General features: G+C 66.4%; 18 protein-coding genes. 17 read left to right on the top strand and 1 reads right to left on the bottom strand.

Features of this window, described 5'->3' with window-relative positions:
* Positions 1–263 precede the first annotated feature (263 nt).
* The 3 genes from IWH25_RS16430 to IWH25_RS16420 all read left to right on the top strand — a co-directional run bounded on the left by IWH25_RS16430 (position 264) and on the right by IWH25_RS16420 (position 3972).
* Positions 264–572: a hypothetical protein gene (locus IWH25_RS16430; RefSeq protein ID WP_203386837.1), complete on the top strand. Its 309-nt coding sequence runs from the start codon at positions 264–266 to the stop codon at positions 570–572.
* Between the two features lie 99 nt (positions 573–671).
* Positions 672–3368: an ATP-binding protein gene (locus tag IWH25_RS16425; RefSeq protein ID WP_203386836.1), complete on the top strand. Its 2697-nt coding sequence runs from the start codon at positions 672–674 to the stop codon at positions 3366–3368.
* Positions 3369–3381: 13 nt separating this feature from the next.
* Positions 3382–3972, top strand: a complete 591-nt coding sequence (locus IWH25_RS16420) for an O-methyltransferase (RefSeq protein WP_203386835.1) — start codon at positions 3382–3384, stop codon at positions 3970–3972.
* 119 nt (positions 3973–4091) lie between these two features.
* Here IWH25_RS16420 and IWH25_RS16415 read toward each other — a convergent pair whose 3' ends face one another.
* Complete coding sequence (locus IWH25_RS16415; RefSeq protein WP_203386834.1) at positions 4092–4991, bottom strand: LysR family transcriptional regulator; 900 nt, start codon at positions 4989–4991, stop codon at positions 4092–4094.
* Between the two features lie 193 nt (positions 4992–5184).
* Between IWH25_RS16415 and IWH25_RS16410 the strand changes: the two genes are divergently transcribed.
* The 14 genes from IWH25_RS16410 to IWH25_RS16345 all read left to right on the top strand — a co-directional run bounded on the left by IWH25_RS16410 (position 5185) and on the right by IWH25_RS16345 (position 20929).
* Positions 5185–6279 carry a 4-oxalomesaconate tautomerase gene (locus IWH25_RS16410; RefSeq protein ID WP_238998936.1) on the top strand — a complete coding sequence of 365 codons (1095 nt, stop codon included), beginning with the start codon at positions 5185–5187 and terminating at the stop codon, positions 6277–6279.
* 87 nt (positions 6280–6366) lie between these two features.
* Positions 6367–7362, top strand: a complete 996-nt coding sequence (locus IWH25_RS16405; RefSeq protein ID WP_203386833.1) for a DctP family TRAP transporter solute-binding subunit — start codon at positions 6367–6369, stop codon at positions 7360–7362.
* Between the two features lie 64 nt (positions 7363–7426).
* Positions 7427–8134 carry a TRAP transporter small permease gene (locus IWH25_RS16400; RefSeq protein WP_203386832.1) on the top strand — a complete coding sequence of 236 codons (708 nt, stop codon included), beginning with the start codon at positions 7427–7429 and terminating at the stop codon, positions 8132–8134.
* A complete protein-coding gene (locus tag IWH25_RS16395; protein ID WP_203386831.1) occupies positions 8131–9414 on the top strand; it encodes a TRAP transporter large permease in 1284 nt (427 codons plus the stop codon). Before IWH25_RS16400 ends, IWH25_RS16395 begins: the two co-directional genes overlap by 4 nt.
* 86 nt (positions 9415–9500) lie before the next feature.
* Complete coding sequence (locus tag IWH25_RS16390; protein WP_203386830.1) at positions 9501–10346, top strand: HTD2 family dehydratase; 846 nt, start codon at positions 9501–9503, stop codon at positions 10344–10346.
* Positions 10347–10356: 10 nt separating this feature from the next.
* Positions 10357–11538 (top strand): CaiB/BaiF CoA transferase family protein, encoded by a 1182-nt coding sequence (locus tag IWH25_RS16385; RefSeq protein WP_203386829.1) that lies wholly within the window; start codon positions 10357–10359, stop codon positions 11536–11538.
* Positions 11538–12359, top strand: coding sequence for an HpcH/HpaI aldolase/citrate lyase family protein (locus IWH25_RS16380; RefSeq protein ID WP_238998935.1), 822 nt, complete (start codon positions 11538–11540; stop codon positions 12357–12359). The genes IWH25_RS16385 and IWH25_RS16380 overlap by 1 nt, the downstream gene beginning before the upstream one ends.
* Positions 12360–12409: 50 nt before the next feature.
* Positions 12410–13765 (top strand): class-II fumarase/aspartase family protein, encoded by a 1356-nt coding sequence (locus IWH25_RS16375; RefSeq protein ID WP_203386828.1) that lies wholly within the window; start codon positions 12410–12412, stop codon positions 13763–13765.
* 9 nt (positions 13766–13774) lie between these two features.
* The gene (locus IWH25_RS16370) at positions 13775–14710 is read left to right on the top strand and encodes a LysR family transcriptional regulator (RefSeq protein ID WP_203386827.1); all 936 of its coding nucleotides are present in this window, start codon (positions 13775–13777) and stop codon (positions 14708–14710) included.
* Between the two features lie 88 nt (positions 14711–14798).
* Positions 14799–16226, top strand: a complete 1428-nt coding sequence (gene tcuA / locus IWH25_RS16365; RefSeq protein ID WP_203386826.1) for an FAD-dependent tricarballylate dehydrogenase TcuA — start codon at positions 14799–14801, stop codon at positions 16224–16226.
* Positions 16213–17373, top strand: coding sequence for a tricarballylate utilization 4Fe-4S protein TcuB (gene tcuB, locus IWH25_RS16360; RefSeq protein ID WP_203386825.1), 1161 nt, complete (start codon positions 16213–16215; stop codon positions 17371–17373). The genes tcuA and tcuB overlap by 14 nt, the downstream gene beginning before the upstream one ends.
* Positions 17374–17393: 20 nt before the next feature.
* Complete coding sequence (locus IWH25_RS16355; RefSeq protein WP_203386824.1) at positions 17394–18719, top strand: MFS transporter; 1326 nt, start codon at positions 17394–17396, stop codon at positions 18717–18719.
* Positions 18716–19693 (top strand): D-2-hydroxyacid dehydrogenase family protein, encoded by a 978-nt coding sequence (locus tag IWH25_RS16350; protein WP_203386823.1) that lies wholly within the window; start codon positions 18716–18718, stop codon positions 19691–19693. The genes IWH25_RS16355 and IWH25_RS16350 overlap by 4 nt, the downstream gene beginning before the upstream one ends.
* 108 nt (positions 19694–19801) lie before the next feature.
* On the top strand, positions 19802–20929 hold the full coding sequence (locus IWH25_RS16345) for a 4-oxalomesaconate tautomerase (protein ID WP_203386822.1): 1128 nt from the start codon (positions 19802–19804) through the stop codon (positions 20927–20929).
* Positions 20930–20969: the final 40 nt, after the last annotated feature.

Below are 20969 nucleotides of genomic sequence, written 5' to 3'. Positions count from 1 at the left end.
TGCAATGCGTAATCTAGCAAGTGGGGGGCGAGGAGATGTATTGCGGACATCCACAGTGCCGCCGATCCGGTGCGCCAGCTGACGCCAGCGCATGCAGCGCACGGGGCGCATCGAATTCTGCCGCGGCATTGTGGATATCCGACATGGCCGAGCGGTGCCGCCCGAGGTAAATTCACCAGTTCATAACGACAACACCAAAACGTAACCGGAGCCAGCATGCAAGTGGAAGTGAAGCCCGCCACGCGTACGCGTGCCGTCGGGCGATGAGTGACGACGACTACGGCGACTTCCTCCGCCGTCGCGCCCGGCTGCTCGGTGCCGCGATCGAGACGATGGGCGCGGACGCCGGGCCGCGGGCCGACCTGACGGCGCTGCAGGCGGAGATCGACAGCCTGCGCGCGGTGCAGGTGACGCCCGGCCGCGTGCTCGGCGAGCTGAACGCCCTGCTCGGCGAGCGCATCGCCGAACTCAAGTACTGGTCCCGGCGTCTCGAACTGGAAGCGGACGCCGCGGTCGGCGCCGCCCTCGGCGCGGCGGCGGGCGGTTGTGGAGACGGCCCGGAAGGTCGCTGACATGCGGGGCGAATCGATCGCGGCGGGGCGTGCGGCAACGGCGGTGCCGGACAGGGCTGCTGAAATGGCCGTTTCCCTCCCCGGCCGGCGGGCGCTGCCGTGATCCGGCAGCGCTGGGTGCCGCCGCTGGTCGCCGGCGGCGTGTTCGCCATCGGGCTGCTGCTGTCGCTGGCGCTCGCTGCCTGGCACGCCCGGCAGAACGAGGCCATCGCCGGGCAGCAGCTGGCGCTGGCCGGCGGTGCGCTGGCCGAGGATCTGCGCCTGCGCATCAACAGCTTCAGCCATACGCTGCAGGGGCTGCGCGGCGCGCTGGCGGGCGAGGGCGTGCGCGCCGAACGCTTCCGTGCCTACGAGCGCGTCGTCGATCTGATGCGGCAGCACCCGGGGGCGCTGGCGGTCGGCTACGCCGAGCGCGTCGGCCAGGCGCAGACCGCGGCCTTCCTCGACCGCCTCGGCCGCAAGCGCGGCCGCGCGACGCCGCTGCGCACGGTCAATGTGAACAACGGCGACCGCTTCATCGTCGCCGAGGCCTCGGGCGAGATGGAACCCGGCACCGACCTCGCCTCGCTGGCGCTGGTGCGCGAGGCGGGCATGCGCGCCACCTGGCGCAACGAGGCGGTGCTGTCGCCGCCGATCTACACGCCGGCGAGCGCGACGCCGGGCTTCTTCTTCCTGCTGCCGGTCTATCGCCACGGCGTCGCGCCCGGCAGCAGCATGGCGCGCCACGAGGAGACGGTCGGCTGGCTGTTCATCCACCTCTCCGGCGAGCGCCTGATGCGCGGCATCGCCGACGAGACGCTGCACCTGAAGCTGGTCGACCGCGACAGCGACGACAGCGAGTCCCTGCTCTTCGACAGCGCGCCGCGCGCCGCCGGCGAGGCGCAAGCCGCGGCGCCGCTGCGGCGCGAATTCGACCAGCAGTTCGGCGGCCGCGCGTGGCACTTCGTCGTTGCCGCACAGCCGGCGTTCTGGGAACGGCTGGGGCAGATCCCGCCGCCGGCGACGCTCGCCGCCGGCCTGCTCGCCAGCGCGCTGGCGGCGCTGCTCAGCTATTCGCTGCTGGTCATGCAGCGGCGCGCGACGCGCCTCGCCGAGCGGATGACCGTCGCCCTGCGCGGCAGCGAGCAGCGCCAGCGCGCGATCCTCGAGAACGCCTCGGTCGGCATCCTGTTCACCAGCGAGCGCCGGGTGCAGCACTGCAACCCGAAATCGGCCGAGCTGTTCGACTGGCCGTCACCGGCGGCGATGCTGGGCCTGCCCGGGCGGGCGTTCTGGCCGAGCGACGCGGACTACGACGAAATCGGCCGCCGCGCGCGGCCGGCGCTCGCCGCCGGCGGCGTCTACGAGGACGAGCGGCCGATGCGGCGCCGCGACGGCAGCACCTTCCTCGCCCGCGTCAAGGCCAAGGCGGTCGATCCGGCGGCGCCGGCGGCGGGGACCATCTGGATCGCCGAGGACGTCAGCGAGCAGCGCCGCGTCGAGCGCCTGCTCCTGGAGAGCGAGCGCAAGCTGGCGCAGATTCTCGGCGGCAGCCCGATCGCGATCTTCGTGATCGACGGGCAGCATCGCATCAGCCACTGGAACGCCGCCTGCGAGCATCTCACCGGCGTCGCCGCCGCCGACGCGATCGGCAGCCGCGATGCCTGGCGTGGTTTCTATGGCGAGGCACGGCCGATGATGGCCGACCTGATCGTCGATGGCGCGTCGGAGGCGGAAATCTCGCGCTACTACGGCGACGGCTTCATCCATTCGCCGCTGATTGCCGGGGCGGTCGCCGCCGAGGGCTTTTTCCCGCAGATGGGCGCCGCCGGCCGCTGGCTGCACTTCATGGCGGCGCCGCTGCGCGACGGCGACGGCCGTATCGTCGGCGCCATCGAAACGGTCATCGACGTCAGCGCGCAGAAGACCGCCGAGCGCCTGCTGGCCGACCGCAGCGAGGCCCTGCAGGCGGCGTATGCGGATCTCGCCGCGGCGATGCGCCGATTGACCGACACCCAGGAGGAGCTGATCCGGCACGAGAAGCTCGCCGCGCTGGGGCAGATGGTGGCCGGCGTCGCGCACGAGCTGAACACGCCGATCGGCAACGGCCTGATGCTGGCCAGCACGCTCTACGAAAGCAGCCAGGAGTTCCAGGCGGAGATGCGCGACGGGGTGCGCCGTTCGGCGCTCGAACGCTTCGTCGCCAGCTGCGTCGACGGCGGCCGCCTGCTGATCGACAGCCTGACGCGAACGGCGCAGCTGGTCAGCAGCTTCAAGCGGCTGGCGGTGCACCAGAGCGAGTCGGAGCGCCGCCGCTTTCGGCTCGCCGAACTGGTCGCCGGGGTCGTCGCCGTCGCCGTCTCCGGTCGCGGCAACGGCCGCATCACGATCATCCAGGACATCCCGGACGAGCTCGAACTGGAAAGCTATCCCGGCGAGCTGGAGCAGGTGCTGATCAGCCTGATCGGCAACGCGATCACGCACGGCTTCGAAGGCCGCGACCAGGGCTGGATCTGGATCCGCGCCCAGGTCGATGCCGAGGCCGCGCGTCCGGCGCTCGTGCTGTCGGTCACCGACGACGGCCGGGGGATCGCGCCGGAAATCCTGCCGCGCATCTTCGACCCCTTCTTCACCACCAAGCTCGGTGTCGGCGACAGCGGTCTCGGCCTGAACATCGCGTACAACCAGGTGACGGCCGTCCTCGGCGGCCGGATCGACGTCAGCAGCACCGTCGGCGAAGGCAGCTGCTTCACGCTGACGCTGCCGCTGCAGCCCCCGGCGGCGGGTTCGGAGTCGCCGCCGGCCAGACTTTCTTGACCAGGAGAACCATGTGAACAAAACGCTTCAGGATCTGCTCGCGGAACTCGAACAATTCGGCGCCGCCAACGACGCGGCGAACGCCGAGCGGGCGCGCCGCATGCTCAACATCACCCGCGATACCGGCGAGCTGCTGGCGGTGCTGGTGCGGGCGACCGGCGCCCGGCGCATCCTGGAGATCGGCACCTCGAACGGCTATTCGACGCTGTGGCTCGCGGCGGCCGCGCGCGCGCTCGACGGGCACGTGAGCACCGTCGAGATGTCCGACTACAAGCTGACGCTGGCGGCGCAGAACTTCGCGCGCGCCGGCATCGCCGACTACATCACGCAGGTGCCGGGCGACGCCGGGCAGCTGCTCGACAGCATGCCCGCGGCGAGCTTCGATCTGGTCTTTCTCGACTCCGAGCGGGCCGAGTATCCGGGCTGGTGGCCCAATCTCCGTCGCCTGCTGCGCCGCGGCGGGCTGCTGGTGGTCGACAACGCGCTGTCGCACGCGGCGGAGATGGCGCCGTTCATCGCACTGGTCGCCGCCGACCCGGAGTTCACCTGCTGCACGGTGCCGGTCGGCAACGGCGAATTCCTGGCGACGCGGGCGGGGGGCTGATTTTGCCGCGACGCTGAACTTCCTTTTGATCTGCTGGATTGCGTCCGGCGTAACCAGCTGCTTCGCAATTCACGTTCCAGCGCTTTCGTCGTGCGCCTCGCCAGTTACGCAGCAGAGCGCTAGACGCCGTTCGCGCAGTGGGTCTTGCGCACCAGTTCGTGGAATGCCTCGGCTGCCGGTGACAAGCTGCAGTTCTTGCGCCTGACGAGGATGACCTTGCGCTTGACGATCGGGCTGACCAGGGGAATTCGGCGAATCCCCGGCCGGTCTCCTTCGTGGAACGTCGATGCCGGCAGGATTGCGCAGCCGACCCCGGCGGCGACCAGGCTGATAGCCGTGGCATGGTGCTGGACCTCGTAGGCGCCGCTCAGGCTGATACCGCGTTTGGCGAGCTGGTAGTCCATGAATACGCGCGTGGCGGTGAGGTTGCTGACGACGATCAGGTCGGCTCCGCTCATGTCGGACCAGCTCACCGATTTTCGGTCGCTCAACGGATTGGACTCCCGACAGAAGAACATCAGCGGGTCATCGAAGAGCGGCGTTTCGAGTAGATCCGGGTGCCGTTCGCCGTGGATGCCGATGCCCAACTCAGCCTGGCCGCTCAGCACCGCATCGCGCACTTCGTACGAGGTCGCGTCGAGCAGGCGGATGCGGTTGCGGGGGCAGACCGTCGCGTACTCGTGGATCAGCTTCGGCAGGATGTGGGCGGCCATCGTTGGCACGCAGGCCAGCGTGAAATTGCCGCGGGCATTCTTGGACATGTCCTTGAGACGGTCGACTGCCGTCGTCATCTCACTGACGATGGCGCGCGCCTGTGGCAGGAACTCGCGCCCCACGGCAGTCAGCGCCACGTAACGGGTGGTGCGGTCGAGCAGCTTCAAGCCAAGGTAGGACTCCAGTTTCTGGACCCTGCGGGTCAGCGCCGTCTGCGTTACATGCAGATGCTCGGCCGCCTTGTTGAAGCCGCCCAGCTCGGCGATCACCACGAATGCCTGGACGCCGTCGAAATCGATTTTCATGTTTTGTCTCCATTGCTCGGCCATCCATCGGCAGAAGCCGTTTTCGCTGTCTGGCGAGGTTGCTTCGGTGCCGATTCTACTGCGCAAATATATGCACGAATCGCAATAAAGTAGAAATTTATTGCATTTCAATTTGGGCAATGCTTTCCCTACTATTCAATCCAACAAAGCGGTACTCATCGAGGAGACACAATTGCGCATTCCCTGCGTTCTGATGCGAGGCGGTTCGTCGAAGGGCCTGTTCTTCTTCGCGAAGGATCTGCCCGCCGACCCGGCGGCGCGCGACCGGATGCTGCTGGCGGCGATGGGCTCGCCCGATGCGCGGCAGATCGACGGGATGGGCGGCGGCAACGACCACTGCAGCAAGGTGGTGATCGTCGCTCCTTCCTCGCAGCCGGATGCGGACGTCGAGTACCTGTTCGCGCAGGTCTCCGTGGCGCGCGATCTCGTCGATGTCCTGCCCAACAGCGGCAACATGTTGGCGGGGGTGGCGCCGTTCGCGATCGAATCCGGACTGGTGAAGGCCGCCAGCCCGGTGACCAAGGTCCGCATCCTCAATACCAACAGCCAGAAGGTGGTCGAGGCCACGGTGCATACGCCGGGCGGCAAGGTCGCCTACGAAGGCGACTTCGCGCTCGACGGCGTGCCCGGAAAATCGTCCCCGATCGCGCTGCAGTTTTTCGACCCGACCGGCACGCGGACGGGGCGTCTGCTGCCCACCGGCTCTGCTCAGGACCGGATATTCGGCATGCCGGTCACCTGCATCGACTTCTCCATTCCGATCGTGTTCATCAAGGCCTCGTCGTTGGGGAAGACCGGCTACGAAAGCAAGCGGGAACTCGACGGCGATTCCGCCTTCCTGCAGCGCCTGGAGCAGGTCCGCGCGGCGGCGGCGCAGATGATGGGGCTCTCCGACGCCCCCGACCTCGGCATTCCGAAGATCGCCATCATCGCCCCGCCGCGGGAGGGGGGCGCCATCGCTTCGCGCTATTTCGTGTCCTCGAACTGCCATCCGGTCTTTGCCGCCACCGGGGCGATGGCGCTCGCTGCGGCGTGCCACACGCCGGACACGGTGGCCGAGGAACTGGCCGTGCTCGACCAGAACGAGCCGCACCGAATCCTGATCGAGCATCCGAGCGGCAGGATGAGCTGCAATGTCGTAGCCAGCGCCGATCCGTGGACCGGGATTCCCAAGCTGGTTGGCGCGGCGCTGCTGACCTCCGCGCGTCCCCTGCTGGCCGGCGACGTGTTCGTGGCGGACCACTGCCTGAAAAACAACCCGAAGTAACGAGGGCCGCTACCCCACTCGATTTTTTAGCAAGCACATCCGCCGTACGTTTTCAGGTACGAAATTCATCAATAGAGGAGACAACACATGAAATCGATCATCAAGCTGGGCAACGTGCTCGGGCTGGCTTTCTCGGGCATCGCGTATGCCCAGGAGCCCATCCTGATCAAGTTCTCGCACGTGGCTGCCGCCGACACGCCGAAAGGCATGGCCGCCGAGCATTTCAAGAAGGAAGTGGAAAAACGGACCAAGGGCCGCGTCAAGGTGGAAGTGTTCGCCAACTCCACTCTGTACAAGGACAAGGAAGAGCTGGAAGCCCTGCAGATGGGCAGCGTGCAGATGCTCGCGCCGGTGGCCGGCAAGTTCGGGCCGGCCGGCGCCAAGGAGTTCGAAGTATTCGACCTTCCCTATATCTTCCCGGATGAGGAAGCCCTGCATCGCGTGACGCGTGGTCCGATCGGCGCCTCACTGCTGAAGAAGCTGGAGGCCCGCGGCATGGTCGGCCTTACCTATTGGGACGCCGGTTTCCGGGTGCTGAGTTCGAACAAACCGATCCGCACGCCGGATGAGGCCCGGGGCCAGAAGATCCGGATCAATTCCTCGAAGGTGAACCAGGCCATCGTCAAAGCAATCGGCGGGTTGCCGCAAACCATGGCCTTCTCCGAGGTGTACCAGGCACTGCAGACCGGCGTCGTCGATGGCGCCGACGGCAACCTCTCCAACCTCTATACCCAGAAACAGTACGAGGTGCAGAAGCACATTACGCTGACCCGCCACACCTACAGCGGCTACGTCGTCGTGGTCAACAAGGCGTTCTGGGAAAAGCTTCCGGCCGACCTCAGGACCGAGGTGGCCGCGGCGATCAAGGAGTCAACCGACTACAACGACAAGATTGCCGAGGAGGATGAAGCCAAGGCCATCGCGGCGATCAAAGCCTCCGGCAAGAGCACGATCCATGTGCCGAGTCCGGAAGAGAAAGCGCGCTGGGTAAAAGCCCTGCAGCCCGTCCAGGATGAGCTTGCCCCCCGCATCGGCAAGGAGCTGGTCGACGCGATCCGCAAGGAAACGGGCCAGGCCAAGTAACGCGGCATCGTCGGCCGGCAAGGCGATCGTGCGGCGCCGGCCCGATTTTCTCACTGGGGAAACCATGAAATTTCTCGATAGATTGGAAGAGTGGCTCGTTACGTTGCTGATCGGCGTGGCGACGCTCATTACCTTCATCGCGGTGGTCCATCGCTACCTGTCCGGCTACGCCATTCCGGTTCTGCAGGACTGGCTGCTGTCGGTCAACCTGAGCTGGGCGCAGGAGCTCACCATCATCCTCTTCGTCTGGATGGCCAAGTTCGGCGCCGCCTACGGCGTGCGCACCGGCATCCACGTCGGCGTCGACGTGCTGATCAATCGCCTCGACGACAAGATGCGCGGCAAGTTCATCGTCTTCGGTCTGCTTGCCGGCGCGATGTTTACAGGCATCGTCGCCTATATGGGCGCTCACTTCGTGTGGGAGAACGGTGCCCATTACGCGCTCTACAAGCTGTTCGGACTCGACCTGTCCGACGTCCTCGAAGGCCCGACGACCCCTGACCTCGAATGGCCGACCTGGATCGTCTACAGCGCAATTCCGCTGGGCTCGTCGCTGATGAGTTTCCGCTTCCTGCAGGTCTGCTTCAGCTTCGTCCGCACCGGCGAATTGCCGCACCACGACCACGGCCATGTCGACGGCATTGATGAGGAGACTGGCGTCGTCGAGGTGAACGAGTTCGACCTCGACGACAACCTTCATCCGCACGACCTGAAGAACAAAATGATCGGCAGCAGCGATTCCGGCAAGCGCCAACAAGGAGGCCAGCAATGAACGCCCTGATTATCTTCGGATTGCTCGCCGTGCTCATGCTGACCGGCATGCCGATCTCGATTTCGCTCGGCCTGACCGTGCTCACCTTCCTGTTCACGATGACGCAGGTGCCGCTCGAATCGGTCGCGCTGAAGCTGTTCACCGGCATCGAGAAGTTCGAGATCATGGCCATCCCGTTCTTCATCCTCGCCGGCAACTTCCTGACCCACGGCGGCGTGGCGAAGCGGATGATCAATTTCGCCACCTCGATGGTGGGGCACTGGTACGGCGGCCTCGGCCTCGCCGGCGTGCTGGCCTGCGCGCTGTTCGCCGCGGTCTCCGGCTCGTCGCCGGCGACCGTCGTCGCGATCGGCTCGATCCTGCTGCCGGCGATGGTCAAGGCCGGCTTCCCGAATCGCTTCGGCGCCGGCGTCATCTCGACCTCGGGCGCGCTGGGTATCCTGATTCCGCCTTCCATCTGCATGGTCATGTACTCGGTGGCGACCAACACCTCGGTCGGTGCGCTGTTCATGGCCGGCGTCATCCCCGGCCTGCTGCTGGCGGCGACGCTGGGCGGCGTCACCTGGTATCGCGCCAGGAAGTTCAACTACCCGCGCCAGCCGAAGGCGTCGTGGAAGGAGCGTCTGGACGCCTTCCGCAAGTCGGCCTGGGGCCTGTTCCTGATCGTCGTGGTGATGGGCGGCATCTACACCGGCATCTTCACGCCGACCGAGGCCGCCGCGATGAGCGCCGTCTATGCCTTCGTCGTCGCCGTGTTCATCTACAAGGACATGGGCCTGAAGGACGTGCCGAAGGTGCTGCTGAACTCGGCCAACATGTCGGCGATGCTGCTCTACATCATCACCAACGCCGTGCTCTTCTCGTTCATCATGACCAACGAGAGCATTCCGCAGGCACTGGCCGACTGGATGCTGGGCCACGGCCTGGGGGTGATCACCTTCCTGCTGGCGGTGAACATCATCCTGCTGCTCGCCGGCAACTTCATGGAGCCGTCGTCGATCGTGCTGATCTTCGCGCCGATCCTGTTCCCGGTGGCGGTCAAGCTGGGCATCGACCCGATCCATTTCGGCATCATCATGGTGGTGAACATGGAAGTCGGCATGTGCCACCCGCCGGTCGGCCTCAACCTCTACGTCGCCTCCGGCATCACCAAGATGGGCATCACCGAGCTGACGATCGCCGTCTGGCCGTGGCTGCTGTCGATGCTCGGCTTCCTCGTCCTCGTCACCTACTGGCCAGCCATGTCCACCTGGCTGCCGAGAACCCTGGGAATGATCTGATCCGCGGGCAGCTCCCGCCTCCCGGGAGCTGCCCCCGCATTCACCGAACATCGCAACGACCGTCAGCTGCAAGGAGTAGCAACCCCATGAACCTCAACGACTGGATTGGCCGCTCGGAAGAAGTCACCGATCGGTTCACGGCCACACCGTACGCCGCCCTGTCGGCGACCCTCGATCGCCCGGCGCTGCGGCCGGCTGACGGCACGCCGCTGCCGCCGCTGTGGCACTGGCTGTATTTCCTGCCGCTGCACCGGCAGTCGGAAATCGGTGCCGACGGGCACGCCAAACGCGGCGGCTTCCTGCCGCCGGTGCCGCTGCCGCGCCGCATGTGGGCGGGCAGCCAGTTCGAGTTCCACCAGCCGCTCCGGATCGGCGACACCGTGACCCGCACCTCAACCATCCAGGACGTGACGGAGAAGAGCGGCCGCAGCGGCCCGCTGGTCTTCGTCAAGGTTCGCCACGAGCTGCGCCGGAGCGGCGAGAACGAGGTCGCGCTGACCGAATTCCACGACATCGTCTATCGCGAGGCGGCCCGTCCCGACGATGTGCCGCCGCCGCCGAAGGCAGCCTATCCGGACCCCGTGTGGCGCACGAAGTGGGTGCCTGACGATGTGCTGCTGTTCCGCTACTCGGCGCTGACCTTCAACGGCCATCGCATCCACTACGACCGCCGCTACGTCACCGAGGTCGAGGGCTACCCCGGCCTGATCGTGCACGGGCCGCTGATCGCCACGCTGCTGCTCGACCTCCTCCGCCACCGGATGCCGGAGGCCGAGGTGGCGAAGTTCGAGTTCCGCGCGCTGCGGCCGACCTTCGACATCAACCATTTCTTCGTCAACGGCACACCCGGAGCCGACGGCAAGACCATCCATCTCTGGGGTGAAGACCACGAGGGCTGGCTGACCATGGACGCCACCGCCGTCCTGAAATGAGGAGCGAGGAATGAGACCGCTGCAAGGCATTACCGTCATCACCCTGGAACACGCCATCGCCGGCCCGTTCGCGACGCGCCAGTTGGCCGACCTGGGGGCGCGCGTGATCAAGGTCGAGCGTCCCGGCGTCGGTGACTTCGCCCGCGGCTACGACGAGCGCGTGCATGGCCTGGCCTCGCACTTCGTGTGGACCAACCGTTCCAAGGAAAGCCTGACGCTGGACGTGAAACATCCCGAGGCGCAGCAGATCCTCAAGCGCCTGGTTGCCGAGGAGGCCGACATCCTGGTGCAGAACCTGGCGCCGGGGGCCGCCGCGCGACTCGGCCTGTCGTACGAGGAGCTGTCGAAGATCAAGCCGGAGATCATCGTCTGCGACATCTCCGGCTATGGCAGCGACGGTCCCTATCGCGACAAGAAGGCCTATGACCTGCTGATCCAGAGCGAATCCGGCTTCGTCTCGGTGACCGGCACAGAGGACGAGCCGTCGAAGGCCGGCCCGTCCATCGCCGATATCTCGGCCGGGATGTATGCCTACAGCAACATCCTGGCCGCGCTGCTGCAGCGGCAGATCACCGGGCGTGGCCAGCATCTCGATATCTCGATGCTGGAGAGCCTGGTCGAGTGGATGAACTACCCGCTCTATTACGCGATCGACGGCGCTTCGCCGCCGCGCCGCACCGGCGCCAGCCACGCCACGATCTATCCTTACGGGCCCTTCCCGGCCGGTGACGGCAAGAACGTCATGCTCGGCCTGCAGAATGAGCGTGAATGGACGGCCTTCTGCGAAAAGGTGCTGCTGCGCCCCGAGCTGGCGAAGGAGGAGCGCTTCTCGTCGAACTCCAGGCGCAGCGCTGCGCGCGACGAGCTTCGCCAGGTCATCGTCGACACCTTCGCGCCGCTCACCGCGGAGCAGGTGATCGCGCGGCTGGATGCGGCGCAGATCGCCAATGCCCACCTCAACACCATGCACGACGTCTGGGCGCATCCGCAGCTGCAGGGGCGCAAGCGCTGGCGCGAGGTGGATACGGCTGTCGGCAAAGTGCCGGCGCTGCTGCCGCCCGGCTCCTGGGAAGAGTGCGAGCCGCGCATGGACGCCGTGCCGGCCCTCGGTCAGCACACCGATGTCATCCTCGCCGGGCTCGGCTACTCGCCGGCGAGCATCGCCGAGCTGCGCGCGGCGGGCGCGATCTGATGCTGCCCGTCAGCTACCTGTTCGTTCCCGGCAATCGCCCGGAGCGCTTTGACAAGGCACTCGCTGCCGGGGCGGGCGCCATCATCCTCGACCTCGAAGACGCGGTGGCCCCGGCTGACAAGGATGCGGCACGCAGTGCCATCGCGGCCTGGGTGGCGGGCGCTGCCGTTGCGCGGGAACGCCTGGTCGTGCGCGTCAACGACGCACTGTCGCCGTGGTACGCCGACGACTTGGCCCTGGTCCGCGATGCAGGCATTACGCAGGTGATGCTGCCGAAGGCGGAATTCGCCGGGCAGGTGGCGGCGACGCTGGCCGCGATCGGCGGCAACGGAGTCGTCCTGCCGCTGGTCGAGACGGCCCGCGGCATCGGCAATGTAGAGCAGATCGCCTTGTCCGACGGTGTGCAGCGGATCGCCTTCGGCACCCTCGATTACGCCGTCGACCTGAACCTGTCGGGCGACGAGCGTGGGCTCATTTATCCCTACAGCCGGATCGCCATCGCCTCGCGCTCGGCGGAGTTGGCGGCGCCGATCGCCGGCGTCACGCCGAGCATCGATGATCTGGCGCGTACCGAGGCCGACTTCGCCTTTGCCCGAAGCTTCGGGTTCGCCGCCAAGATGTGCATCCATCCGAAGCAGGTGGAGGTCGTCGAGCGCCTCGCCATGCCGACCGAAAGCGAGGTGCTGTGGGCGCGGAAGGTGCTCGCCGCCGCCGGCAATTCGGCCGGCGCGGTGCAGGTCGACGGCAAGATGGTCGACCGGCCGGTGCTGCTCAAGGCCGAGTCCATCCTCGCGCGCAGCCAGGCATCGCACCGCAATTGAAACGACATATCGCAGACAGAACCCCCAACACTGAATCAGGAGACCCAACCATGGGCGCGAGCATCATCGACTCCAGTATCTTCGGCAACATCTTCAGCACCGACGCGATGCGCCGGGTCTGGTCCGACCGTAACCGCACGGAAAAATATCTCGATATCGAGCGGGCGCTGGCCGTCGTCCAGGGGCGGCTGGGCATCATCCCGCAGGAGGCGGCCGCCGAGATCGTCAGGAACTGCGACATCGACAAGATCGACATGGACAAGCTGCGCGCGCAGACCGAACGCATCGGCTATCCGGTGCTCGGCGTCGTCTCGCAGCTCAACGCGCTGTGCCGCGACCGCCTCGGCGAATATTGCCACTGGGGTGCGACGACGCAGGACATCACCGATACCGCGACGGTGCTGCAGATCCGGGAGGCGCTCGATCTGGTCGAAACCGAGCTGAACGCGATCTGTGCCGCGCTGGCCGAGCTGTCGCGCCGCTACCGCGATACACCGGTGATCGGCCGCAGCAACCTGCAGCAGGCGATTCCGGTGACCTTCGGCTTCAAGACGGCGGCCATCCTCGCCGGCATGGAGCGCCACCGCGAACGCCTGCGGCAACTGCGCCCGCGCGTGCTGATGGGCGAATTCGGCGGTGCCTGCGGCACGCTGGCTTCGATCGAGAAGGGGGCGATGGAAACCCAGTCCGGCCTGATGGAGGAGCTGGGCCTGGCCCAGCCGGACATCGCCTGGCATACCGTGCGCGACACCATCGCCGAAGTGGGGGCCTTCCTCGGCCTCGTCGGCGGCTCGCTCGGCAAGATCGCGATGGACGTCAAGCTGATGATGCAGCACGAAGTCGCCGAGGTTTTCGAACCCTTTGCGCCGGGTCGCGGTTCCAGCAGCACGATGCCGCAGAAGCGCAACCCGATCTCCAGTTGCTACATCCACGCCGCCGTCTCGGTTGTGCGTCAGCACGCCGCGGCGCTGATGGACGCGATGATCGCCGACCACGAGCGCTCGACCGGGCCATGGGAAATCGAATGGATCGCCCTGCCGGAAGCCTTCTGCCTGATCGCCGGCGCCCTGAAGCAGACGCGCTTTGTGCTCGAAGGCCTGGAAGTCGATCCGGCGGCGATGATCGCCAACATCGAATTGACCAACGGCCTGGTGATGTCGGAAGCGGTGATGATGGGCCTGGGGCCCTATATCGGCCGCGAATATGCCCACGACCTGGTCTATGACCTGTGCCGGGCCGCGATCAAGAGCGACCGTCCGCTGCTCGACCTGCTGGCCGAACATCCGGAAATCAAGCCCCACCTCGACCGGGCGGCGTTGGCCAAGCTGTGCGATCCGGCCAACTACCTCGGCCAGGCCGGGGTGATGGTGGACCAGGTGCTCAAGCGGGCCGCCGAATCCCGATGAGGAGATAGCATGGAACTGCGGCAACTGCGTTACCTGGTCCGGACCATCGAACTGGGCAGCATCAGCCAGGCGGCGCTCGATCTGGGCGTCGCGCAGTCCGCCGTCAGCCTGCAGATCCAGCGTCTGGAAGGGGAGCTGGCCACCCGCCTGCTGCAACGTACACCAAGCGGGGTGGTGCCGACCGATGCCGGCCTCGCCTTTTTGGCGCATGCGCAATTGGCCCTGCGCCACGCCGACGAGGCGATGCTGGCGGCCCGGCAGTCGCGGCTGTCCGGCGTCGTCAGCCTGGGGCTGGCGGCGACGACCGCCGGCGTGCTCGGCGTGCCGCTGCTGCAGGCGATGCAAAAGCAGTATCCCGATATCCGCATCCATCTGGTCGAAGGCATGTCCGGGCATCTCGGGCAGATGCTCAATGCCCGTGAACTCGATCTCGCCATCCTGTTCGGCGCCGAGCAGGCGCGGCGCTGGAGCGTTCAGCATCTGCTCGACGAGCAGCTGTTCTTCGTCTGCGGTGCCGAAGCCGGGCAGGACGAACTGCCGACGACGCTGGTCGCGATCGGCGACCGGCCGCTGGTCTTGCCGACCCATCGCCACGGCTTGCGCCGGGTCATCGATACAGCTTTTGCCGCCTTGAACCGCCAGCCCAATATCGTCGCCGAAGTCGATTCGCTGACCGTGCTGATGGACATGGTCGCGGCCGGCATGGCCGCCAGCCTGCAACCCTGGTCGGCCCTGGCGCGCCTGCCGGCAGCCGGCGGCCGGCTGCGCTGGTCGGAAATCGCCGACGCCGGGACCGCGAGGCGCAACCTGCTGTGCAGCCTGTCCGACGACGAGTTGTCGCCCGCGGCGCGGGCTACCCGGGGCGTTCTCCGCCAAGTGGTTGGGCAACTGGTCGAGGACGGGCGCTGGCAGGGTGTCACCAAGGGGTATCTCGAATCGAGATAGGGGCATATCGGGGCGGCTTAGGGCATGGCCTTGCCGATGCGCCATAGTGACAGCGTCGAAATTTACAAAGGCGCAAGCGGAGCAAATGATGAGCGATCAGAATCCCCCAACCGTCGATGTTCTGGTCATTGGCGGCGGCAACGCGGCGCTGTGCGCGGCGCTGATGGCCCGCGAGGCCGGCGCTTCGGTGCTGCTGCTGGAGGCCGCGCCGCGCGACTGCCGCGGCGGAAATTCCGGGCACACCCGCAACCTGCGCTGCATGCACGACGCCCCTCAGGACGTGCTGACCGGGGCCTATCCGGAAGAGGAGTTCTGGCAGGATTTGCTCAAGGTGACCGGCGGCAACACCGACGAACAGCTGGCCCGCCTGGCCATCCGCGAATCGTCCCGGTGTCGGGGCTGGATGCGCAGGCACGGCGTTCATTTCCAGCCTTCGCTGTCGGGCACGCTGCAGTTGTCGCGGACCAACGCCTTCTTCATGGGCGGCGGCAAGGCCCTGGTCAATGCCTACTACCGGAGCGCCGAGTGCTTGGGCGTGCAGATCCGCTACGCGGCGCCGGTGGACCGGCTGGAGATCAGTGATGGCCGTTTCCGTGCGGCCTGGGTCGGCGACGAGCGAATCACCGCCCGCGCCTGCGTGCTGGCCGCCGGCGGCTTCGAGTCCAACCGCGAATGGCTGCGCGAGGCCTGGGGGCAGAATGCCGATGGCGAGTGGCCGGCAGACAACTTCGCGATTCGCGGCACCCGCTTCAATCAGGGCGTGCTGCTCAAGGCCATGATGAATGCCGGCGCCGACTTCATCGGTGACCCCTCGCAATCCCACTGCGTAGCTGTCGATGCGCGGGCACCGCTCTACGATGGAGGAATTTGCACGCGGATCGACTGTGTCTCGCTCGGCATCGTGGTCAACAAGTTCGGCCAGCGCTTCTACGACGAGGGCGAGGACTTCTGGCCCAAGCGCTACGCCATCTGGGGCCGCCTCGTTGCCCAGCAGCCGGGGCAGGTGGGCTACTCGATCATCGACGCCAAGGCCGTCGGCCGCTTCATGCCTCCCGTCTTTCCGGGAGCGCAGGCCGCTACGCTGGAGGAATTGGCCGGCCAGCTCGCTTTGGAACCGCAATCCTTCGTGCGTACCGTACGGGAATACAACGCCGCCTGCCGGGTCGGCAGCTTCGACCACACCGTGCTCGACGACTGCCACACCGAGGGCCTGGCGCCGGCCAAGACGCACTGGGCGTTGCCGCTGGATACGCCGCCCTACTACGGCTATCCGCTGAAGCCCGGGATCACCTTCACCTACCTCGGGCTCAAGGTCGACGAGGCCGCTGCCGCCCACTTCGCCGGCCGGCCCAGCCCGAACCTCTTCGTTGCCGGCGAGATGATGGCAGGGAACATCCTCGGCCAAGGCTATACCGCCGGGGTCGGCATGACCATCGGTACGGTTTTTGGCCGTATCGCCGGGGCGCGGGCTGCCGCAGCGGCCTGTAAGCAGGGAGCCGATCATGCAGCAGCTTGAACGACTCGTCGCCGAGGCGCGGGACCTCGCCGCCGGCGCGATTCCGCTGACGGACAAAGAGGTCGAGGTCGGCCGCATCATGAAGATTTGCAACGCCTGCCGCTATTGCGAGGGCTTCTGCGCCGTCTTCCCGGCGATGACGCGTCGCCTGGAATTCGACAAGGCTGACGTTCACTACCTGGCGAACCTCTGCCACAACTGCGGCGCTTGTCTGCATGCCTGCCAGTACGCGCCGCCGCACGAATTTGCGGTGAATGTGCCGCAGGCGATGGCCAGGGTGCGTGGCGAGACCTACTCCAGCTACGCGTGGCCGGCGGCGCTCGGCAGTCTCTACAAGCGTAACGGCCTGACCGTCGCGCTGGCGCTCGCAGGCGCGCTGGCGCTGTTTCTGATGCTGGCGATGATGGCTGCCGGCGGTCTTCTCCATCGGCCGCTGGCCGGAAATTTCTACGCGGTCTTTCCGCATAACACGCTGGTGTTGATGTTCGGCACGGTCTTTGGCTTTGCCGTCCTTGCCCTTGGCCTGGGCGTACGCCGCTTCTGGCGCGACGTTGCGCCCGGTGCGCTCGGCAGCGGAGCGGCGGCCGAGGCGGCGGGCCATGTCCTTGCGCTGAAATATCTGGATGGCGGCCACGGCGAGGGCTGCAACAACGAAGATGACACCTTCTCGCTGCAGCGCCGCCGCTTCCACCATTTCACCTTCTACGGTTTCATGCTCTGCTTCGCCGCGACCGCCGTCGCTACGCTCTACCACTACCTGTTCGGCTGGCATGCGCCGTATGCGCTAAACAGCGTGCCGGTCCTGCTCGGCGTCGCCGGCGGTATTGGCTTGCTGATCGGCCCGGCCGGGTTGCTGTGGCTCAACCTGCGCCGGCATCCCTTGCACGGCGACGCCGCACAGAAGCCGATGGACATCGGTTTCATCGTGCTGCTGCTGCTGACCAGCAGCACCGGTCTGCTGCTGCTCGGCCTGCGCGACACTGCCGCCATGGGGCTGCTGCTCGCCCTGCATCTGGGCGTGGTGATGGCCTTGTTCCTGACCCTTCCGTACGGCAAGTTCGCGCACGGCGTGTTCCGTTCGGCGGCGCTGCTGAAATGGTCGATCGAGAAGCGCCTGCCGAACCGGCTGCAGTTGGCTTCCGATTAACGGCCGCGAACATTTCCCGCATGCGTTTTCCCCGTGCGCTGACCGGATGGCCTGCCATCCGGTCTTCTTTCGCGCAGCAGTGGGCCCGCTCCTGGCGCGCCTTGCGCCATCGGAGCTACCGCCTCTACTTCGCTGGTCAGTCGGTTTCCATTCTCGGCAGCTGGCTGCAACAGGTGGCGCTCGGCTGGCTGGCCTATCGGACGACCGGTTCGGCGACGCTGCTCGGCAGCGTCGCCTTCCTTTCGCAGATTCCGCAGCTCTTCGTGGCGCCGCTGGCCGGCATCATCATTGACCGCTCGGACATCCGGCGCCTGATGCTGGCGGTGCAGTCCGGGATGGCCATACAGGCGCTGCTGCTGGCACTCGTCACCTGGCAGGGAGGGGTGGAAACCTGGCACATCCTGTTCGCGGCCGCGGTCTTCGGCGTCCTCAACAGTTTCGACGTCCCTCTGCGGCATGCCTACACCAGCCAGCTGGTGGCCGACCGCGGTGATCTGCCGAATGCGGTGGCCCTCAATTCGCTGTTCTTCAACACCGCCCGCTTCGTCGGCCCGCCGCTTGCCGGCGCGGTGCTGACGCTGGCTTCGGAGGCGGTCTGCTTCGCGCTCAACGGGCTCTCCTTCCTGGCCATCATCGGTGTTCTCGCCGGTCTGAAAACGCGCTCGCCGGCGCACTGCTCGGCGGGCTTCCGGGCCGCGATGGCGGAGGGGGGCAGTTACATCCGGCGCAACTTTGCAGTGCGCCGGCTATTGCTGCAGGTGGCGCTGCTCAACTTCCTGGCGGCCAACTACGTACCGCTGATGCCGGCTTTCGTACGTGACGTTTTTCGCGGCGGTCCGGAAATGCTCGGCATCCTGCTCGGCAGTGCCGGCGCTGGGGCGCTGCTGGCCGCGCTGGCGCTGGTTGCGCGGCCGACGGTGCGCGGCCTGAGCGGTTCGATCGCATCGGGCAATCTGCTCACGGGATGTGCGCTGCTGGCCTTCGCCATCGCGCCGGACGCGTGGCTGGCCTGCGCCATGCTGTTCCTGCTTGGCTTTGGTCTGATCAACGGCAACGCATCGAGCAACACCATCCTGCAGACGATCTTGCCGGAGCGCCTGCGCGGACGTGTGCTCGCCGTCTATGCTGCGGCCAACCTCGGTGCCGCTGCCCTGGGCGGACTGTGCAGCGGTGCGCTGGCCGATCTCGCCGGACCTCGCAATACCCTGGTCTTCCTCGGTGGCATGCTGATCATGACTTCGTTCTACTTTCGCTTGCGCCTGGAGGAATTTCGCATGCACCTGCGGCCGATCTATGCACAGCTCGGCATTTCCCGGCCCGAGTCGAAGGAGGGGGGGAGTTCATGAACCGGATCACCGTGCTGGATGACTACCAGGGCGTCGTCGCCCGCCTCGACTCGGTGCGTGTGCTCGACGGGCTGGCCGTCGAACTCGATGTGCTGACCCGCCGGATCAGCGACGAGAACGAATTGCTCCGGGTGTTGCGGGATACCGATACCCTCGTTCTGATCCGCGAGCGGACCCGTATTTCGTCGCGGCTGATCGCGGCATTGCCGCGCCTGCGCTTGATCGTGCAGACCGGCCGTCTGAGCGACTGCATCGACCTCGCGGCCTGCGCGCGACATGGTGTTGCCGTGCGCGACGGCAGCGGTAATCCGATCGCTCCGGCCGAGTTGACCTGGGCGCTGATCCTCGCTGCCTCCCGTCGCCTGGTGGGCTATGCCGGGCAACTGGCACGCGGGCGATGGCAACGCAGCACGCCGGAACTCGCTGATGAACAGCTCGGGCGTGCGCTCTGCGGGCGCACGCTGGGTATTTGGGGGTACGGCAGGATCGGACGACGGGTGGCGGCGGTCGGGGACGCTTTCGGCATGCGCGTTGTTGCGCACGGCCGTGAGCAGTCGCAGCAGGCGGCAGAGGCCGATGGCGTCGCCTACCTCGCTGATCGGCGCGATTTCCTGGCACAGGTCGATGTGCTTAGCCTGCACTTGCGGCTCTGCGCCGAGACGCGCCACTTGATCCGTCGCGACGACCTGGCCGCGATGCGGCCGGATGCGCTGCTGGTCAACACCAGCCGCGCCGAGCTGCTTGCGCCCCGCGCCCTGCTTGACGCCCTCGGCGATGGCCGCCCGGGTGCCGCGGCCATCGATGTCTTCGAGTGCGAACCGGACGGTGTCGGTGACTATCTCGACCATCCGTGCATCCTGTGCACCCCGCATCTCGGCTTTGTTGAGCAGGACACCTACGAGGCCTATTTCCGCGAAGCGTTCACGCATGTGCGCGACTTCATTCGCGATGCCGGGGGCGGCTCCGCCATTTAAGCCGGTTGTTGTTGCGGTTTAAGCAACAAAAATTCGCATTAATTCATTTTACGTTTGCTCGTCGGGAGCCAAGAATGTGCCCCGTAAACCTATCCAAAGGAGTTCGCCATGCTGTTCAGCATTCCCTGCACCTTTATGCGCGGGGGGACATCGAAAGGGCCTTACTTCCACGCGCGTGACCTGCCGCAGGACGCCGAGGCGCGCGACCGGCTTCTGCTGCTGGCTATGGGCTCGCCCCATGTCCGTCAGATCGACGGCATCGGCGGCGGCGACACGCTGACCAGCAAGGTCGTCATCGTCAGTCCGTCCCAACGCCCGGGGGTCGATATTGACTACCTGTTCGCCCAGGTCTCGATCGAAACGGCGACCGTGGATACGACCCCGAACTGCGGCAACATGCTGGCCGGGGTCGGTCCGTTCGCGATCGAGAATGGCTTGGTGGTGGCGGCCGACCCCGTTACCACCCTGCGCATTTTCAACGTCAATACCAACAAGGTGGTCGAGGCGGTCGTTCAGACCCCGGGGGGGAAGGTGAGCTATGAGGGCGACGCGCGAATTGACGGGGTTCCCGGCACGGGCGCGCCGATCCAGCTGAATTTCCTGAACGCCACCGGCGCCAAAACGGGACGCCTGTTTCCTACCGGCAGCCGGACCGACGTGGTCGACGGCGTCACCGTGTCGCTGATCGATTTTGCGACGCCGCTGGTGTTTGTTCCCGCGGTCGCCCTGGGCAAGACGGGGCATGAGAGCAAACAGGCGCTGGATGCCGATGCCTCGCTGAAAGCCCGCCTCGAGTCGATCCGCCTGCAGATCGCCGAAAAGGCCGGGCTCGGCGATGTGCACGACAAGGTGCTGCCGAAGATCGCGCTGGTGGCAAGGCCCGCGGCCACGGGGGTGATCGCCTCGCGCTATTTCACGCCTTGGAGCTGCCATTCGGCCTATGCCGTCACCGGTGCGCTCTGCCTGTCGGCAACCAGCGTCATTCCGGGAACGGTGGTGAACGATCTGGCTCGGCTTGACGAGCACGACCCATGTCTCGTCACCATCGAGCAGCCGGCCGGCACCCTCGACATTCGCCTGCAGATCGCTGGCGATCTCGCTGCCGACGAACCGAGCATCGTCTCGGCTGGCCTGATCCGGACCGCCCGCAAGCTGTTCCAGGGGAATGTCCTGCTGCCGCTCGAGAGCGCTGCTGCGGCAGATGTCGGGCTCGCTCGTTTTATTGATGCCGAGTAGGCATTAATAAAATACAAATATGCATTTCACGCAATTTAAT

It is taken from the genome of Azospira restricta (genome assembly GCF_016858125.1).
In the GTDB taxonomy this organism is placed as follows: Bacteria; Pseudomonadota; Gammaproteobacteria; order Burkholderiales; family Rhodocyclaceae; genus Proximibacter; species Proximibacter restrictus.
Note: the sequence above shows the minus strand (reverse complement) of the source record. Positions and strands in the feature narration are given on the sequence as shown.

Coding starts and splice junctions, on each gene's coding strand:
- IWH25_RS16370 (WP_203386827.1), top strand. CDS start 13,775: ATGGAACTGCGGCAACTGCGTTACCTGGTCCGGACCATCGAACTGGGC.
- IWH25_RS16385 (WP_203386829.1), top strand. CDS start 10,357: ATGAGACCGCTGCAAGGCATTACCGTCATCACCCTGGAACACGCCATC.
- IWH25_RS16405 (WP_203386833.1), top strand. CDS start 6,367: ATGAAATCGATCATCAAGCTGGGCAACGTGCTCGGGCTGGCTTTCTCG.
- IWH25_RS16355 (WP_203386824.1), top strand. CDS start 17,394: ATGCGTTTTCCCCGTGCGCTGACCGGATGGCCTGCCATCCGGTCTTCT.
- IWH25_RS16400 (WP_203386832.1), top strand. CDS start 7,427: ATGAAATTTCTCGATAGATTGGAAGAGTGGCTCGTTACGTTGCTGATC.
- tcuA (WP_203386826.1), top strand. CDS start 14,799: ATGAGCGATCAGAATCCCCCAACCGTCGATGTTCTGGTCATTGGCGGC.
- IWH25_RS16390 (WP_203386830.1), top strand. CDS start 9,501: ATGAACCTCAACGACTGGATTGGCCGCTCGGAAGAAGTCACCGATCGG.
- IWH25_RS16395 (WP_203386831.1), top strand. CDS start 8,131: ATGAACGCCCTGATTATCTTCGGATTGCTCGCCGTGCTCATGCTGACC.
- IWH25_RS16345 (WP_203386822.1), top strand. CDS start 19,802: ATGCTGTTCAGCATTCCCTGCACCTTTATGCGCGGGGGGACATCGAAA.
- IWH25_RS16380 (WP_238998935.1), top strand. CDS start 11,538: ATGCTGCCCGTCAGCTACCTGTTCGTTCCCGGCAATCGCCCGGAGCGC.
- IWH25_RS16430 (WP_203386837.1), top strand. CDS start 264: ATGAGTGACGACGACTACGGCGACTTCCTCCGCCGTCGCGCCCGGCTG.
- IWH25_RS16415 (WP_203386834.1), bottom strand. CDS start 4,991: ATGAAAATCGATTTCGACGGCGTCCAGGCATTCGTGGTGATCGCCGAG.
- IWH25_RS16350 (WP_203386823.1), top strand. CDS start 18,716: ATGAACCGGATCACCGTGCTGGATGACTACCAGGGCGTCGTCGCCCGC.
- tcuB (WP_203386825.1), top strand. CDS start 16,213: ATGCAGCAGCTTGAACGACTCGTCGCCGAGGCGCGGGACCTCGCCGCC.
- IWH25_RS16375 (WP_203386828.1), top strand. CDS start 12,410: ATGGGCGCGAGCATCATCGACTCCAGTATCTTCGGCAACATCTTCAGC.